Annotated in this window: 13 protein-coding genes; 5 read left to right on the top strand and 8 right to left on the bottom strand. The window is 69.0% G+C overall.

Annotated elements, in window-relative coordinates:
* Positions 1-422 precede the first annotated feature (422 nt).
* Positions 423-1346, top strand: a complete 924-nt coding sequence (locus tag OEB96_RS30535) for a hypothetical protein (RefSeq protein WP_266220322.1) — start codon at positions 423-425, stop codon at positions 1344-1346.
* A 50-nt stretch (positions 1347-1396) separates the two neighbouring features.
* On the opposite strand, the gene speD is transcribed toward OEB96_RS30535, so the two are convergent.
* Positions 1397-2017 carry an adenosylmethionine decarboxylase gene (gene speD, locus OEB96_RS30530; protein WP_266220321.1) on the bottom strand — a complete coding sequence of 207 codons (621 nt, stop codon included), beginning with the start codon at positions 2015-2017 and terminating at the stop codon, positions 1397-1399.
* 308 nt (positions 2018-2325) lie between these two features.
* On the opposite strand from speD, the gene OEB96_RS30525 reads away from it, so the two are divergent.
* Positions 2326-5571, top strand: a complete 3246-nt coding sequence (locus OEB96_RS30525) for a hypothetical protein (RefSeq protein ID WP_266220320.1) — start codon at positions 2326-2328, stop codon at positions 5569-5571.
* Positions 5572-5876: 305 nt separating this feature from the next.
* Positions 5877-7040: a hypothetical protein gene (locus OEB96_RS30520; protein WP_266220319.1), complete on the top strand. Its 1164-nt coding sequence runs from the start codon at positions 5877-5879 to the stop codon at positions 7038-7040.
* A gap of 51 nt (positions 7041-7091) precedes the next feature.
* Here OEB96_RS30520 and OEB96_RS30515 read toward each other — a convergent pair whose 3' ends face one another.
* The 7 genes from OEB96_RS30515 to OEB96_RS30485 all read right to left on the bottom strand — a co-directional run bounded on the left by OEB96_RS30515 (position 7092) and on the right by OEB96_RS30485 (position 13315).
* On the bottom strand, positions 7092-7697 hold the full coding sequence (locus tag OEB96_RS30515) for a hypothetical protein (protein ID WP_266220318.1): 606 nt from the start codon (positions 7695-7697) through the stop codon (positions 7092-7094).
* 202 nt (positions 7698-7899) lie between these two features.
* Positions 7900-9627 (bottom strand): DUF4215 domain-containing protein, encoded by a 1728-nt coding sequence (locus OEB96_RS30510; protein WP_266220317.1) that lies wholly within the window; start codon positions 9625-9627, stop codon positions 7900-7902.
* A gap of 310 nt (positions 9628-9937) precedes the next feature.
* Positions 9938-10942 carry a HupE/UreJ family protein gene (locus OEB96_RS30505; protein WP_266220316.1) on the bottom strand — a complete coding sequence of 335 codons (1005 nt, stop codon included), beginning with the start codon at positions 10940-10942 and terminating at the stop codon, positions 9938-9940.
* A 31-nt stretch (positions 10943-10973) separates the two neighbouring features.
* Positions 10974-11465: a hypothetical protein gene (locus OEB96_RS30500; RefSeq protein WP_266220315.1), complete on the bottom strand. Its 492-nt coding sequence runs from the start codon at positions 11463-11465 to the stop codon at positions 10974-10976.
* 15 nt (positions 11466-11480) lie between these two features.
* Positions 11481-12191 (bottom strand): hypothetical protein, encoded by a 711-nt coding sequence (locus tag OEB96_RS30495; RefSeq protein ID WP_266220314.1) that lies wholly within the window; start codon positions 12189-12191, stop codon positions 11481-11483.
* An 88-nt stretch (positions 12192-12279) separates the two neighbouring features.
* Positions 12280-12735, bottom strand: coding sequence for a hypothetical protein (locus OEB96_RS30490; protein ID WP_266220313.1), 456 nt, complete (start codon positions 12733-12735; stop codon positions 12280-12282).
* Between the two features lie 166 nt (positions 12736-12901).
* Entirely contained in the window at positions 12902-13315 is a 414-nt protein-coding gene (locus OEB96_RS30485) for a hypothetical protein (protein ID WP_266220312.1), read from the bottom strand.
* A gap of 167 nt (positions 13316-13482) precedes the next feature.
* Between OEB96_RS30485 and OEB96_RS30480 the strand changes: the two genes are divergently transcribed.
* Positions 13483-14490 carry a hypothetical protein gene (locus tag OEB96_RS30480; RefSeq protein ID WP_266220311.1) on the top strand — a complete coding sequence of 336 codons (1008 nt, stop codon included), beginning with the start codon at positions 13483-13485 and terminating at the stop codon, positions 14488-14490.
* Between the two features lie 97 nt (positions 14491-14587).
* A complete protein-coding gene (locus OEB96_RS30475) occupies positions 14588-14905 on the top strand; it encodes a hypothetical protein (RefSeq protein ID WP_266220310.1) in 318 nt (105 codons plus the stop codon).

Here is a 14905-nt window from a genome sequence, read left to right as displayed (position 1 = left end):
ACCAACGGTGGAATGCGCACGATTCCTGACTCACTGGACATGTTCGGCACCACGGTCTCGAGCGGCAATGCCTCGAGACGGAGGAAGAGTAGCGGGGAAAGTACCGGAGGGAAAGACCGCTCCGAGCGACGAAAACGAGCACTGATCGAAATCGTCCGAACGATTCTGCACATGAATCATGCTCGATCTCGCAGCTTCTTGCCTCCCGCGGATGCGATGGCATTGCGAGCCGCCGCGTGCGACCTTCGGGGCGGAGATCGATGTCCAACCAAAGCACCCCCAAAGCCATCGTCAATTCGCACAATGAATGGGATCCACTCGAAGAGGTCATCGTGGGTCGGGTCACCGGCGCTGCCGTACCGCCGTGGCACGTATCGCTCCGATCCACCGCGCCTCGTCATGCATGGAGCCTCCTCGAGGGCATGTCGGGGCGCCCCGCCCCCGAGCCCCTGGTCGAGGCCGCGCAGCGCGACCTCGATGCGCTGCTGGGGATTCTCGAGTCGAGTGGAATCGAGGTTCGACGCCCGGATCCGCTACCCCAAACCGGCGCCTACTCGACCCCCGACTGGCACTGCGCGGCAGGCTACAGCCTCGCCAACCCGCGCGACCTGCTGATGGTCCTCGGCGACGAGATCCTCGAGACGCCCACGGCTTGGCGTTCGCGATACTTCGAGACCCACGCCTATCGCTCGTTGCTGCACGAGTACTTCCGCACGGGCGCCCGCTGGACCGCCGCGCCCAAGCCCCGACTGACCGACGACTTCTACGACGAGGGCTACGTGGTTCCCGGCAAGGACGAGCCCGTTCGATACTCGGTCTCCGAGCGGGACTGCACCTTCGATGCGGCCGATTTCGTCCGTTGCGGTCGCGACATCTTCTATACACGGAGCAACGTGACCAACGAGTTCGGCATCGAGTGGCTGCGCCGACACCTCGGCGAGCGGTACCGGATCCACCGAATCGAGAGCCGCTCGCGGCAGCCCATGCACATCGACACCACGTTCATGCCGCTGGCGCCGGGCAAGGCGCTGATCAACCCCGACAACATCGTGCGCGAGCAGCTGCCCGCCGCTCTCGACGACTGGGACTGCCGCTACGCACCACCGCCGGTGATCAAGGGGGTGCTCGAGCTGAGCAGCGTATGGCTGACGATGAACGTGCTCATGCTCGACCCTCAGCGGGTGCTGGTCGAGGCCACGCAGGAGCCGCTGATGGAGATGCTCGACGCATGGGGCTTCACTCCCGTGCCCTGCCCGTTCATGGGCTACTACGTCTACGGCGGGGGCTTTCACTGCGCCACGCTCGACATCCGTCGGCGCGGCGAGCTTCGGTCGTACTGCAAGTGACGCTCGCCCGCGTGGATCCCCATGGGTGCCACGAGCTCGTCCGATCGCGCTCAGCCGTGCCGTTCGACCGTCCGACTCATCGCTCGGCTCGGCTCGTGGACCTCGCTGGTCAGGCGGACGAGCCCGAGCGAGCGCTCCCCGTGCCCACCACGCGCGATCTCCATGATCTCGGATCGGCTGGCTTCGAGCTCGGTGGCCAGCATGGAGTGCGCCCGCGCCGGGTCGCACCGACCGCATGTATAGAGGTCAGCGGCCACGTAGCCCACCTCTGGCCAGGTGTGAATCGAAAGGTGCGACTCGGCGAGCACGGCCACCCCTGCGAGGCCTCGCGGCTCGAATCCGTGGATGTGCACGGCGAGGACCGTCGCGCCCGCCGATTCGGCGGCGCTGCGGAGCAACTGGGCCATCGTGGCATGATCGTCGAGCAGGACGCTACGACAGCCGTGATACTCGACCACCCAGTGGCGGCCGCACGTCGCGACCACGGGAACCGACGAATTCGTCACTTCGATGCGCCCTTTCGATCTACGGGTCCGAACAGGGGATCCAAATCTGCGGATCCGAGCATGCGGACCCGAGCATGCGGATCCGAGCCAGCCGAACACCAACCAGCCCGACGCGGATGTTACCCACGTCGCGACAAGTATTTCAAGCGTCGAGGGAAGCGCCATTCCGCGACTCCCGTCTTCGGCATGCCACTGCCAGGCGCGTGCGACCCCGACGCATCCCCACCACCGCGATGCGCACCGTTTGGCTTCCGCTGCACCGGTTCCGCGAAGACCCCATGGCCACCCAGAACCTCCGCAGCAGCCGGCCTGAATGACGGCCGCTCGGACCGGAGACGGCGAGCGATCCTCCGTCGGGCGAGGCGCTCGAATCGAGCGTTTGCCGACTCGAGCACTTGATCCGCTCCTCAATGGGCATCCGGTCCGGGTGCTCGTGCTAGCGTGGCCGTGCAGTCACGCTGCGTCACACTCCCATGTACCGTACCCAACTCGAAGCGCTGATCGCTTCCGGCCGGATCTCGTTCGACGCCGGTCACGTATCCACGTTGCGTGACCAGCTGCTCGACGAAACGCGCTGGCCGCTGCGAAAGCTGGTCGTCGAGCTCGTCACCAACGCCGGCCCCATCCGCATCAGCTCCGTCACGGGAGGCAGTCACTCGCCCACCAGCCACCACTACCTGGGGCGAGCCATCGACATCGGGAACGAGGAGCGAGCCGACGAGATCCTCCCGTACCTGGGTGACAACGTGGTGGTGCTCCAGATCGACCAGCTGATCTTCCATGGACACGATGGCAACCTGCGTGAGGGCAAGCATTTCGAGTACTCCCAGGCGGTGCTCGACGGTCACAAGGATCACATTCATCTTTCCGTCCTTCCCGAGCGTGCCGAGCGAGAGATCTTCCTGGCTGCGGTCGAACCGACGGCGCCACACGCAGATCCGGTTACCGACGCCGCCAGGGTCATGCACGCTCCCGCGACCGACGGGCTCGCTGGCGCCACGACCATGGCCTTCGCTGCACGCCCCTCCCTGTTCGACGAGGATCGAGCGGCGGTGCTCGACCTGCGCTGGGCCGCACGCGGCTCCAAGGGCGCGCGCCTGGCCTTGGACATCGTCGCCGGCGGCGACCAGGACTCGAAGACCACGCGTCGCGTCGCCGCTGCGCTGTATGACGCCGCCCTCGCTTCGGGTGACGATCGGCTCCGCGCATTCGGGGCCGCGCTCGGTCCGGAGGGGCGCGCGGCCTTGACAGGCCCTGTCGTACGAACCCTGGAGCGACTCGGTCTCGCCCCCGCCTCCGTCGATGCGTTTCGTCGGCTGATGACGGGGATTGCCCAGCCGCAGGCGGTGGCGCTCGACCTGCTGCGCAACGAGGTTTCCCGGCACGTGCCCGAGAAGTTCGCGCCTCTGCTCGACATCGGCGCATCGCTGCTGCTGGGACAGGGGGACGCGGCCGCAGCCTCCGTGGCCACGGCCGTCTTCGGTGGGCGCAACGAGATCGCTGGCATCATCGGCGCCGTGGCACTGGGCATGGGCCCGGGGGTCGCCGTGCAGGGGGCGTTGGCGGCGGGCATGCGCATCTTCGGGGCCACGCGCGGCAGTGACGATCCCCGGGTGCTGCGCGCTCTCGACGAGATGAAGGAGGATCTGCGGCAGATCAAGCGAGACATGCGGGAGCTCAAGCAGAGCGTCGCCGCGCTTCGACAGGAGCTGCGACTGTTCTCGCAGCAGACCCAGCGCAACTTCGATCGGATCTTCCAGGCCCTCGACAGTGGCTTCGATGCGATCCTACAGGACACGAGCGACATTCGCACGCGTCTGGGAGGTATCGAGCGCGAGCTCGATCAGCTCGCCGAAGGACTCGGGCGCATCCTCCACGGGCAGGACGTCATCATCGCGGTCGAGCTGCAAACCGCGCGGGACGAGATCGAGACCGAGCTCGCCCGGACGCTGCAGTCGACCTTCGATTTCTTCCAGGAGGCTCGCCCGCAGCTGTCGGACACGGCCGAGCTCAAGCTCCGCGAGTCGATGGCCTTCTTCTTCGTGCACGCAACCCGCAGTGCATTCAGTGCGGCGATGAGCTTGGGCTCATTGTCGCCGGTCCCGGTCGCGAGCCTCACCGACGCCATGCCGCTGCTGAGAGCGGCGCCGTCGGTGGAGTATGTCTTCGGGCTCCTCCCGGCGCTCGTCCGGCTCTCGGGCAGGACGCTCGGGGACTGGCACGGTCCGTCGCTACCACGAGCCAAGGACGGGCTGCCCAACCCCGTCGAGTTCGCGCGCGGAGCCGATGCGTTCCTGCAGTTGCTCGTGATGGCACCGTCGTCCATCCAGAAGCAATACGTGGACGAGATCGACACCCTCCTCGCCGTGGCTGAGCGATTGCGGCGTTTCGTCGTCCAGTTGCGCACGCTGCAGTGGCTGAGCAGTGTGAACATGCAGCGCTTCATCCTGGCGGCGCGCGAGCAATACCGTCACGAGCATGACCTTCAGGTGCCGCTCGTCGACGACGGTCGCGAGTTCCGGCTGGTGATCGGCCCGAAGGAGGGCTGGGCGGACTGGTTCAACTACGTGGACCAGCACGGAGAGGTCGTGGCCATGCGGATCCATGCGCCCGAGCGATACGCCCCATGGACGAGGAGTCACGATCCGATCGATCTGCTCATGGAGCACGGCCTGCTCGAAGTCACGGCGACGCAGACGATCGACTTGTACGAGACGCGCGTGCCCGCCCTGTGGTCGGATGACGAGACCCCAGCCGCCGCGACCGTCTCCCGTCTTCGGACCCGACCCCCGGCCGCCCCCGCGACGGCCTTCATGGTCGAGTACCAGCCCCAGTACTTCAAGCCGGACGCCCGGGCCGTCATCCGCGTCGACGAGCTGCATGATCTCTCGAGTGCCCAACACGCCGACACCCAGGAATTCATCACTTCGGTGATGGACGCGCTGCCGCAGTGGCACCGCCGACACGTCGTGGGGTTGCACGCCCACATCCGCGAGGCCTTCGCCCGAGACCAGATCACCGTGCCCCAATGGGAGGCGTCGCGCCTGGCCAACCAGTTCGTGGCTCGTGTGCGGCTGCACGACGAGCGGCTGATTTCCGACGATGTGCTCAGGCACTTCATGACCCCCGCCGAGGGCGGCCCAGCGATGACGCGGGAGGACCTGCTGCGGTGGTGGGACGGCCACGACTCCGCCGACGAAATCGACTCGAGCGCCCCGATGCCCTCCGAGCCGTGGAACCCGTGGATCGGCAAGGTCCATCCTCCCGACGGCAGGCTTCCCCACGATGGCCGGCTCGCGCTGGTCGAGGCCTGCGCCAAGCGCCTGCGCGCGGTTGCGTCGGCGCTCGACGGTCAGCCCCGCCCCAGCGGCTGCCCCACCGGTCTGCACCCCGACGAGGCGATCGTGCTACGCGTCGGCGACAGAGTTCATGTGGAGGTTTACGAGCAAGGCCACGTGGACCGACGTTGGCGCTACTGGACGGTGGGCTTGCGCCAGGGGCAAGCCCTGACGCTCGAGGTGTCGAACTACGAGATCGCCAAGCCGACCATCTCGTTCTTCGGGCCGGGGCTCGAGCCCCGCACGATCGAGCGCACGGAGCCGGGCATGTTTCGCGACGACCGGAACTTGCTGCTCGAGCCCGCGTCCGCGGATGAAGTGCTGCTGATTGCGGCGCGGGGGCACCGAGATTTTCGCCTGCACATCAGGCTGCGCGACTGAGGACGAGCTCGGTGTCGACCAGCACGCTGCGTCGGCCCGAAGACTCTTGGGGGAGGGGATCGGGGGCTGGCTTCGGAGCCTGGACGCCCTTGGGCCAGGTCGCGACAACGAATCGTAGATGACCTGCATGTTCGTCGTCCGGCCCGCGAGTGAGGGCCCCCAGTAGACGATCTTGCAGTTGAACACCGGAGCCGCGTTCGCCCACGCGAGCATCTCATGGACTTGGATGCGGGTCTCGATCGTCGCCGCGTCGCGCGTTGGCTTGGTGAGCGCGATCCTGTACTCTGCGTTGGCACGAACGAGTGATGCGTCGCCCAGTCCAGGCCTTGCTCGCGGTTCTCGCCCCGCTCGCCGTGGGGTGCACGACGTCTCGCGCGGTATCGGGTGGCGCGCAGATCGAGGTGCCGGCTGCCTCGCCTCGCTCCGACGACGAGGGGGGCCCCAAGACCGAGGGCGCCGAGGAAGCCGAGCCGCGGGTCGAAGCCGAGCCGCGGGTCGAAGCCGAGCCGGTGGTCGAAGTCGAGCCGCCGCCCCCCGAGATTCCCGAGTGGGCCCAAGCCGTGCTCGACGGTCAGGCGCTCGAGCTCTACCCGCAGCGGGCGTATTTCTGGAGCGGTGCCGATCTGCTCGAGAATCACGAGGGGGACGTGCTGGCCAAGGGCGATGGAGAGCGGCGGGTCGCGTCGCCCGACGTGGTGATCGAGGACGATCGCACGGCGACGCCGCGACGTCCTCGGTTGCTGTGTCGGTCCCGCAACTCCGCCGTGGCGGCCTACGTCGAGGCGACCGCGCTCGAGGAGGTGATCGCCGTCCCCGATGCCTTCGCGTCGCCGGGCCCCACCGCACCGTCGACGATCGACCCCACGACGGTCGGCTTTCGCCCCAAGGTGGGGTGGCTCATCGAGCGCGTCGAGGCCGAGGAGGGGCGCGCCGCGCTGCACTACCACGACGAGGCGGTCGACGTCACCGGGTGGGTCGACGACAGTGCGATCGACGTCGTGTACTCGAGCACGGAGGCGTCGCTGCCCGAGCTGCCCGCGGGGACCCACGTGCTGGTCCGAAAGACCACGCTGCGCACCGCGCCCGGAGGCAAGACGTTCGGTCGTCTCCGTCCGACCGATCGTGGGCCTACACCCGCCGTGATCATCCACGAACGTCGCGGCCAGTACGCTCTGGTCACGCTGGACCGCCGCACGGTGCACGTCACGGGCTGGGTGTCGACCAGCGCGCTGCGTCGACCCGAAGACTCTTGGGGGAGGGGATCGGGGGCTGGCTTCGGAGGCTCGAGACCCAACCCTGCCGTCGAGCTTCGCCGAGGAACGCGGTTGCGGTCCGCGTCGTCGTCGGAGGTGGTGGGGGTGGTCACCAAGACCAGCGCGTTTCGGTGCACCGAGTGCGAGGGCACGCGACCGGTGGTCGAGGTGTGGGCTTGCGACACGCTCGTGTCGCTGGTGGCCGAGCAGGATTGAGCCCACCACCTCGGAACGCCTGGAATCCGCGTCGATCGTCTCGACCCCCGATTAGTAGTTGCAGCTATTGCGCGGTTCGAAGCGTCCGTAGAAGTTGTTGCCCCAATTGCTGTCCCACTCGCCGTTGGCCTCGGCGGCCACATCGATGTCCCATGCGTTCTGGTTGCCGTACTGGTCGTGCGACCAGGAGAAGAGGTACTGCTCGGTGGGGGTGGGGTCGCTGCAGACCCACTGGCCGCTCGAGTACGGCGGGAACGTGATGCCCTCGCACGGCGAGGGCACATAGCCGCCCTGCTGGCCGTTCGCACACCATACGCAACTGCGTGGGCCATTGTCGAAGAACGCGTAGGCGTCGTCGTGGGTGCCAGCGGCGGCAGGCACGAACACGTCATTTCCGTTGAGCCGGATCCACAAGGAGATCTCGTCGTCGGCGTACCAGTTACGGAGGTAGCCGCGGTACGCGACGGTGAGACGCACGTGCGTGCCGTGATCGACCGTCTCCTTGATGAGCTCGAACGGCCCCGTGGTGACGTAGTCGTCGATGCCGCAGGTGGGATAGTCGGGCGGGTAGTTGGAGGCCGCGGCTTGCGGGATGGGGAGCAGGGCCGCCGCGAGCAGGGCGGGCGCCAGGATCGAGCGCATGATCGTCATCGACATGAATTCCTCGTTCTCGTCGCGCGAAGGAATGGGCCGAAGCGCGGGCGTTGTCAACCAGTGGGTGCGCGACTCCGCACCGCTACGCATGGGTTCGATCACGGCGGCGATCGTGACCCGATTCCTCTGTACCGTTCGGCACGTTCCCCGAGACACTCTCGTCGCCGTCGAGGCTGATGGGGCTGGACCTGCCGCTCGCCGCTCGTCAGGGTGCGTCGGCTCCGCAGTAGCGGAGCTGGCAGGGACCGGTATTGGGCAGCGAGTACAGGTAGAAGTCGCTGCAGTTGACGACCTGGACGTTCGTACTCCACAGGCAGGTATTGCCCGACCAGTGGAAGCAGACCTGCCGGGGGACCACCCCATCCTCGACGCCTGGATGCACACCATTGAGCCAGCCGGGAGCGTCGGTTCCGCAGGCGTAGAGCGGCGGCGCCGACTCGGGCATGAGGGTGCCGGCCGCTCCGGTGAAGCGATACCAGGCCAGACCTTGCCACTGACCATCGCCCGCACCGTTGTCGCAGTACTCGATGCCCCCGTCGCCGTCGTTGAAGGAGACGTGCCGGTCGGCGAGGCTGAGCTCGACGTAGGGCTGTAGGCACTGCGGGTCGACGTTGGGCTCGCATGCGTTGCTGCACGCGTCGTTGTCGATCAGGTTGCCGTCGTCACACGCCTCGCCCGCCGTCGCATTGACGAAGCCATCGCCGCACTCGGCCGGCGTGCAATCGGGATCGCAGGTGGCCGACTCTCCCGCGTCGTCGCACTGCTCGCCCGGATCGACCGCCCCGTCCCCGCACGCGTAGCAGCCGCTCGCGTCGAAGTTGCAGTCCGCGTCGCATGCCAGGCCGCCGCCATCGAAGCCCAGTGCTTGGCACGTGGCCCCTCCCACGACGGCTCCGTCGCACTGCTCGCCGGGGTCGATCACCCCGTCGCCACACTCGTAGCAGCCCGCGGGATCGAGCATGCACGCGGCGTCGCAGGCCAGGGTGCCGCCGTCGTAGCCCTCGCCGAGGCAGGTGGCCCCGCCCAGATCGGCTCCCTCGCACTGCTCACCGGGATTGATCACCCCGTCGCCACACTCGTGGCAGCCCGCGAGATCGAGCATGCACGCAGCATCGCAGGCCAGGGTGCCGCCGTCGTAGCCCTCGCCGAGGCAGGTCGCGCCCCCGAGGTTCATGCCGTCACACTGCTCACCGGCGATCGCGTTGACGGTCGCGTCGCCGCACTCCACGACGGTACAGTCCTCGTCGCAGCCGAGCGAGGGACCCATGTCGTCGCACTCTTCCCCCGCGGTGACGTTGGTGACGCCGTCCCCGCACATGGCCGCGGTGCAGTCCGAGTTGCATGTGACCGATTCCCCGGCGTCGTCGCAGACTTCGTTCGCGACCATGTTCGTGACTCCGTCGCCGCACGACACCACGGTGCAGTCGAGATCGCAGGCGCCGCTCCACCCCGCGTCGTCACACTCCTCGCCGGCCAGGGCATTGAACGTGCCGTCCCCGCACACGGCCGGCGTGCAGTCCACGTCGCAGCTGGCCGACTTGCCGCCGTCATCACACTGCTCTGCGGCGGCCTCGTTGACCAAGCCATCCCCACACATCGAGGGCGTGCAATCGTCGTTGCACTCGCTCGACTCGCCCTCGTCGTCGCACTGCTCGTCACCCTCGACGATGCCGTTCCCACACTGCGGCTCCAGCCCGGTGTCCGAGGTGTCCGAGGTTCCCGAGGTGTCCGAGGCCCCCGTGGTGTCCGAGGTTCCCGTGGTGTCCTCGGCCCCCGAGGTCGATGAGTCGAGCGGCCCAGGGGACGTGGTCCCGTCCTGGGTGTCCGAATTCAGGTAGTCCCCCGCGTTGGGTGGTGTCGCCCGGCAGGCCGCCAACACCAGGGGGACGAGCAGCACGTAGTGCGTGCCGAAGGTGCAGAGGCGAGAGCGCATCGAGACCAATAGACCGCAGGCCCGTTTGGTTGGCAATGCACGATTCGTCCGTGAGGCGGTCGCCTCGACCACGTGCGCCTTCATCGAGGGCACCACGGGCGCGACAGCGGCTCACCTCTCCCCACGCGACCGCCCACGTGCTCCGGGCCGCCAATCGCTGGCCCTAAGGCCGAGCCCGAGGGTGCGTCGGGGTGACGTGAGGGTCGGACGCGGAGGGCTTCGTCGACCTCCGCTGGGGCTGACACGGCGGCATCAGCCCTCGGGGGCGCGGAGCGAGCGGGCCCAGTATCAGCGCCGCTGGTCTCGATCTCTACCCTTGCAGCAACCCGAGGCCGCGCTCGATCGTCCACGCCGCCGCCACCGTACCTCCCGCATACGCGGCCGCGATCCTCCACCGCTCCGGCCGCGGCAGCCGTCGTACCACCACCCCCACCACCCCCGCGGCCGCGATGATGCCCAGCTGCCCCACCTCGACGCCGAGGTTGAAGCCGAGCAGCGACAGCCACGCGCGATCGGGCGGCACGCCGATCTCCTGCAGCGCCCCCGCAAACCCAAACCCGTGCAGCAGGCCGAACGCGAACGCCACCACTCCCGGCAGCCGCCGGGTGAGGGTGGGGCGCTCGTGCACGAGCTCGGCCGCCAGCAGCACGATCGACAGCGCGATGCAGACCTCCACCGGCCCCTGCGGCAGCGCGGCCACCCCCAGCGTGCTCGCGGCCAGGGTGAGGCTGTGGGCGAGCGTGAAGCCGGTGATCGCCGCGAGCAAGCGCCGGTGCCAGCCCACCAAGAGCAGCAGGCCCAGCACGAACAGCACGTGGTCGATGCCGATGAGGATGTGCTCCACCCCCAGCGCGAGGTAGGTGCCCAGCAGCCCGGCGCTGGTCTGGCCCACGCTGCCGTCGCCGAGCACCAGGTGATCGCGCTCGCCGTGCAGCACCGCCGTGCGCTCGCGCTCGTCGCTCCAGCGCACGCGGACCACCACGTCGACCGGGTGGTGCCGCAGCCCGGCCACCGACAGCTCGCCGAGCCCTCGCCCCTGACAGTCGAGCTCGTGCGTGGACACCCACGGATCCGCGGCCGCCTCGCTGCCCAAACCCACGGGGACGAGCTCGCAGTGCTCGGGAAACACCGGGCGCACGTCGTCGAGCGGCCGCCGCTTGGCGTCGAAGGCCGGCTGCCAGCGGTAGGCGAAGCGCCCGGGCTCGAGCTGCCGCAGGCTGAGCACGGCGGGCCGGAACTCGTGGGCGGCCGCCGTTGCTCCGCCGAGGGCGAGCAGCGCGAGCAGCACGAGGGCCAGCCAGCGGGTGAGGCTCATGCGCGGAATGATAGCGCCAGCTCGGACCCGACTAGCCCGGGGGCGCGAGGATCGACGCCAGGCGCTCGAGCACGGCCGCGTGGGCATCGATGGCGGTGCGGACCGTGAAGCCCAGCACCAGCCGCGATGCCGTGAGCTCGGCGTGCTCTTCGAGCCTGGTCCGGGTGGCCTCGGGGGTCATCGTGTAGCGCACGTGAACGTGGACCCCCATGGGGGCCCACGCATGGGCAACGAGCGCGTGCTCCGACTCGGCCCGCACCGTGGCGAGGTACCAAAACCGCAGGGGAATCGGTCCCAGCTTCAGGCGCTCGTACAGGCGGCAGCGCTGCGCGTCGGGCTCGGCCGGATCGCGCGGCAGCTCCACGACCTCGTGAATCAGCGGGTTCAGCCGGGTGTGATTGCGTAGATCCGCCAGCATGGCGCGAACGCGGGGCACGGGAGCGTCGACCAGCACCGCCAGCGAGAAGCCGATCGTGTTGCCGGCCATGCGCCGCAGCGGCTGGCGCTCGACCACGGGGAGCACGCTCGCGAGCCTACCCTACCCGGCGATTCCCGGCAGCGCCTCGCCTTCGCGCGCCACGAACGTCACCGCCGTCACCGGACCGCCGTGCTCGTCGCCCTCCACCACCGAGGTGAAGATCGCCCCCTTCCACAGCTCGCGGTCCGAGCCCAGGAGGGTGTCCTCGGCGTAGCCGCGAAACGAGGCCATGTCGTCGTGATCGCTCTCGATCCGGCACACGGTGCCGTTGCACTCCACCGAGGCCACCGCGGTGCGGCCGTCGAGCGCCTGGTGGAGGCCGTCGCGCAGCTGCTGCTCCGCCCCGCGACTCCACGCCGGATCGTCGTCGCCCTCGTCGAACACCTGCTCGAGGCCCTGCTGGAGCTGCTCGGTGGTGGGGGGAGGCGGCGCGGGCTCGGCCGTCGCGACCCGAGGGTCGTCGATCGAGCGCTCGGGCGCGGAGCCCGGGCTCGATGATGCGCGAGGCCGAATCGCCACGCCGCGGTCGGGGGCCGCCGTCGCCGAGCGCGTCTCGTGCCATGCGAGCGCGCGCTGGTCGTCACGCATGCGGACCTGCTCGTCTCGTAGATCGCGGGTCTGCTCGGCGAGCGCGTCGCGCTCGCGCTCGAGCGCGTTCAGCCGACGCTCCATCGTGCGCCCCCGTGGGGTGCCCCACATGCGATCGGCGAGGTTGAGACCGCCGAACGAGACGGCGACGAGGACGATGATTCCGGTGCGTAGGTTCGACATGATCCACTCTGGAGACGGTGAGGGCTTGGAGGCGATCGCGGGTCGGTCCATCGGATCGCGACCCGCGTGGGTCGTTGTTCGCAGTCGGCTACTGCGCCCACTCCATCGAGATCAGGGTGGCTCCGTCATCGACCTTGCAGCGCATGTAGGCCGCGCCGTCGCCTCCCACGTGAAGGTTGCCGAGGCTGACGTCCTGCACGCTGCCGAACGCCGGCATCGAGGTCCACGCGGTGGCCCAGTACCCGGTGTGGGCGTCGTTCATCGCCTGGCCGCGGCACTCGACGTCGTTGTCCGACGTCGCTCCACTGCCGCGAAAGCTCAGCGCCTTGTTGCCGCTGGTCTCCACGGGCAGCGGGGTCGTATAGGTGATCGTGCTGCCGCAGTTGTTGGTGAGCGCCGCGTAGCTCAGCGCCGTGCAGCTCTCGTCGCTGCTCGAGATGATGGCGGCGTGCCCACCGACCCGGACCGCGTGGGCGGTGTCACTGCCCAGCAGACCTGCGGCTCCGGTGATGGCGACGACTGCGAGGATGATGCGTGCGTTCATGGTCTCGACTCCTGGCTTCCCGAGGGCCGCCGTGGCCCTTCGCGGGGAGGAGTCCCTTCCCTCGACGGTTTCATTCACCTCGCTCGGGAAAAAAGCGGGCCGGCACGAGGCCGGCCCGGGGTCGCTTGCCCTCGCGCACGCCGTGCGAGGGCCTCGTGCCGCACGCCTACGCGTGCTTCTCGATGAGCGCCCGCAGGCGCTCCTCGAAGTACCGCATCGTCCCATGCCCGAGCGTCAGCGGTATCGCACAAACCAGCGACCACACCAGCGGATAGGAGGCGATCCTCCCCCCCAGCGACTGCGCCATCGCCCAGTGCTCGGAGGGCACGGTCTGCAGCGCCATGTTGAGATCGATCCACCCGAGCCCGGTGCCGAGCAAGCCGGTCATCACCATCGCAGCCACCAGCGAGGGCGTGAGCACGTCGCCGCGACGCAGTCGACCGAGCTGCTCCTTGGGATCGCGGAACGTACGGCGAATGGTTCGAATCCGTCGCACCAGCATGCCGCCGACGAAGAGGGTGAGCAGAGTGATGACGTGCATGAACACGCCACCGTCCTGGTAGAATTGACCGAAACTCATCGTTGGATCCTTCCTCCGGACCCGGCTGCTGGCCGACGAGCCGCGCCGTTCGTCCCGAGCACCAGGTTTGTGCCGGCAGCGTCCGAGCAGGTTTCCGAGCCGCACCAGGGCCGTCCCCCCAGGCCGTCCCCCCAGGCCGTCCCGGTCCCCCTGCTATAGTCCCCTCGATGTCTCCCCACCCGCCCCGGGAGCGCCCACGGCCCGCTTTCGCGGGGTGGATCGCGGCCGGCGTGGCCAGCCTCGCCGTGTCGACGGCCTGCCGCGGGGATGCCCCGCCGCCGGGGGTCACCGACGTCGTGATCGAGTCACCGCGCGAGCACCACGTGCGCGAGGGCTTCGTCCAGCTCGTGCCCCCCGTGCACCTGCCGTCGTCGAGCCCCGATCGCGATCAGGTCGAGATCTGGGTGAAGGTCCCGCAGGGATCCACCATCGCGCTCGCGCTCGACGACGCCGGTCGTCCCACGCTCGAGTTCCCCCCGGGGACGCTCGCCGATCGGGTGGAGTGGATGGGCAAGGGCGACATGCGCCGCATCGTCGACATCCGGGGAACTCGCATCGAGGCCGACGGCTCGCAGACCTTCTACGTCTACCGCCCCTCCGCGCCCGATCCCCGCGCGCCGTTGTTCGGCCTCGAGTGGGCGCGCGGAGATGCGAGCGTGCAGGAGGCGGCGACCGAGCACCTCGTGGCGAGGGTCGCCGCCCATCCGCCGGTGGCCCAGATGCCGGCCGCTCGGCGCGAGGCCGTGCTCGAGGGCGTTCGCGTGCGCAATGGATGCGCCGCCTGTCATCCGCTGTCGCGCCCCGAGAACCAAGCACCACGCCAGCACGGGCTGGTCGATCGCGGCACCGATCGCAGCGGCTTCTTCACCCCCCAGACCGTGCTGTGGGACGAGGTCCCGCTCGAGGCCTACGGGGCGCACGATCGCTCGTGGCACGATCCCTCGATCGAGGTGCGATGTGGGGGCGAGATCGTGGCCGCCCCCGAGGGCGAGGTCCCGCGGCGCTGCTCCGACGGCACGATCGCCCGCGGGAGGATGCGGTGGGATGTCGCCGAGCCTGCCGCCAGAGCCCATCGTGCGGCCGTTTGCGACGGACGGCGATGGCTTGCCGCGCATATGACGCAGGCTGACGGAGCAAAATTGTCCTCGGCCCTGCGGCCGTGTGAGAAAATCTAGCGGTTCCCGGTAACCGTTTCGGTCAGCCGAACGCATCGCAAGGGAACCCCGGCCCGGCCGGGAAATTTCGATCGCCTGCACCGACCCGAGCATCACCATGAAGAAGAACCTCACGACCGTCCTCGAAGCCGTCGCCTTGTCCGCCGGCCTTGCCTTCGTTCCCGCCTGCCCGGGAGACGACGACGGGGGCAATGAGTCGACCACCTCGCCCAACACCTCGACCGCAGGCTGCCCCACCGCGGGCTGCCCGACCGCAGGATGTCCCACGCCGACCTCGTCCACCGCGGGCTGCCCCACGGCGGGCTGCCCCAGCGCCACGACGGCCGGCTGCCCCAGCGCCACGACGGCGGGCTGTCCCACGGCCGGCTGCCCCACGGCCGGTTGCCCCACCGCCGGTACGACGGGCGCGGGCTGA

Source organism: Paraliomyxa miuraensis, from assembly GCF_026337845.1.
Classification (GTDB): domain Bacteria; phylum Myxococcota_A; class Polyangia; order Nannocystales; family Nannocystaceae; genus Paraliomyxa; species Paraliomyxa miuraensis.
The sequence above is the reverse complement of the archived record's forward strand: the minus strand, read 5'-3'. Positions and strand labels throughout refer to the sequence as shown.